The organism is Streptomyces capoamus, assembly GCF_014654935.1.
GTDB classification, from domain to species: domain Bacteria; phylum Actinomycetota; class Actinomycetes; order Streptomycetales; family Streptomycetaceae; genus Streptomyces; species Streptomyces capoamus.
The window spans coordinates 354,304-356,495 of record NZ_BNBF01000002.1 but is presented as its reverse complement, the minus strand read 5'-3'; the positions used below and the strand labels follow the sequence as shown (position 1 = coordinate 356,495).

2 protein-coding genes and 1 pseudogene are annotated in these 2,192 nt (G+C 70.2%); all 3 read left to right on the top strand.

Annotated features, from left to right (window positions below; all coding sequences use genetic code 11):
• Nucleotides 1-28 precede the first annotated feature (28 nt).
• Nucleotides 29-457, top strand: a complete 429-nt coding sequence (locus IE312_RS05115) for a MaoC family dehydratase (RefSeq protein ID WP_189978729.1) — start codon at nt 29-31, stop codon at nt 455-457.
• Between the two features lie 152 nt (nt 458-609).
• The gene (locus tag IE312_RS05110; protein WP_189978727.1) at nt 610-1,179 is read left to right on the top strand and encodes a TetR/AcrR family transcriptional regulator; all 570 of its coding nucleotides are present in this window, start codon (nt 610-612) and stop codon (nt 1,177-1,179) included.
• Between the two features lie 84 nt (nt 1,180-1,263).
• A pseudogene (locus IE312_RS38870) lies at nt 1,264-2,192 on the top strand (MFS transporter); the annotation flags it as partial.

The following is a 2,192-nucleotide window of genomic DNA, read 5'->3' as shown; positions in this document are numbered from 1 at the left end:
CGCGCGGCCGAGGAGGCGTGAGGATCCGATGACGGCGAAGATCGCGTACGACGACGTCGAGGTCGGCACCGAACTGCCGGCCCAGACCTTCCCCGTGACCCGCGCGACGCTGGTGCGTTACGCGGGCGCCTCCGGGGACTTCAACCCGATCCACTGGAACGAGAAGTTCGCCAAGGAGGTGGGCCTGCCGGACGTCATCGCGCACGGCATGTTCACCATGGCGGAGGCGATCCGCGTGGTCACCGACTGGACCGGGGACCCGGGCGCCGTCGTGGAGTACGGCGTCCGCTTCACCAAGCCCGTGGTGGTCCCGAACGACGACCAGGGCGCCCTGATCGAGGTCAGCGGCAAGGTCGCGGCCAAGCTGGACGACCGCACCGTACGGGTGGACCTGACGGCCCTGAGCGGTGGTCAGAAGGTGCTGGGCATGTCCAGGGCGGTCGTACGACTGGCCTGACAGCCGTGAGGCAGCGGTAACAGCAGGAACAGCAGGAACAGCAGGAACAGCAGGAACAGCAGTAAGGGGCGTTCGCCGGGCGGGCGCCCCTTACGCGTACCGGGCCGACCTCCGCCTTGACCAAGTTAGTGATTGAGTACTAACTTAGCCGCATGCCCAGGATGAGCGCAGAGGAGCGACGCGAGAGCGTCATCCGTGCCGCGACCGCCGAGTTCGCGCGCGGCGGATACCACGGCACCTCCACGGAGGTGATCGCCAAGCGGGTCGGTGTCTCGCAGCCGTACCTCTTCCGTCTCTTCCCGGGCAAGAAGGCGATCTTCCTGGCGGTGGCCGAACGCTGCCTGGAGGACACCGTCCGGACCTTCGAGGAGGCCGCGAGGGGGCTGCGGGGCGAGGAGGCCCTGCACGCCATGGCGAACGCGTACACCAAGGTCATCGCGGAGCAGCCCGAGCGGCTGCTGATGCAGATGCAGATGTACGTCGCCGTCGCGGCGGCCGAGCAGGAGGGCGACCGCGAGTTCGGGGCGAAGGTCCGGGCCGGCTGGATGCGCCTGTGGGACACGGTGCACCTGCCGCTCGGCGCGGACGTCAACGAGACCACCGTCTTCATGGCGTACGGAATGCTCATCAACTGCCTGGTGGCCATGGGCTTCCCGCCGGAGCACCGGGTCTGGGAGGGCCTGTACCCCTCGGCCCGGACCAAGGGGCGCCTGGAGGCGTAGCGGTACGGCGGAGAAGGCGGCGCCTTTTCACGCCCGCAAAAGTTAGTCATCGATAACTAACTGGTATCACCCACAGGGGGAGCGATGTCACAGGAGACAGCAACACCCGGCACCACCACATCCCGCGCGCGGGCGGTGTGGGCCCTCGTCATCACCAGCGTCGCCGGGTTCATGGCGGCCCTGGACAACCTCGTCGTCACCACGGCCCTGCCCTCCATTCGCGAGGACCTCGGCGGCGCGCTGGACGACCTGGAATGGACCGTGAGCGCCTACACGCTCACCTTCGCCGTCCTGCTGATGTTCGGCGCCGCGCTAGGTGACCGCTTCGGGCGCCGCCGCCTCTTCATCGCCGGACTCGCCGTGTTCACCGCCGCCTCCGCCGCCGCGGCCCTGGCGCCCGGCATCGGCTCCCTGATCGCCGCCCGCGCGGTCCAGGGCGTCGGCGCCGCCGTGATGATGCCGCTCACGCTCACCCTGCTGACCGCGGCCGTACCGGCGGCCAGGCGCGGCACGGTGTACGGCATCTGGGGCGCCGTCAACGGGCTCGCCGTCGCCTCCGGGCCGCTCATCGGCGGCAGCCTCACCGAGCACGTCTCCTGGCACTGGATCTTCTGGCTGAACGTCCCGCTCGGCCTGGCCGCGCTGCCGCTCGCCCGGCTGCGCCTGGCCGAGTCGTACGGCGCCGGTGCCCGCCTGGACATACCGGGCACGCTGCTCGCCAGCGGCGGGCTGTTCGGGATCGTGTACGGCCTGGTCCGCGGCCCCGCCGACGGGTGGACCGACCCGGTGGTGCTGACCGCGCTGAGCGCGGGCGGAGCGCTGCTGGCGGGCTTCGTCGGCTACAGCTCCCGCGCCGCCGCCCCCATGCTGCCGATGCGGCTGTTCCGCTCACGCGCCTTCTCCGGCATCAACGCGGCCAGTCTGCTGATGTTCGTCGGCATGTTCGGCTCGATCTTCCTGCTCAGCCAGTACATGCAGGGCGTCCTCGGCTACTCGCCCACCGAGGCGGGGCT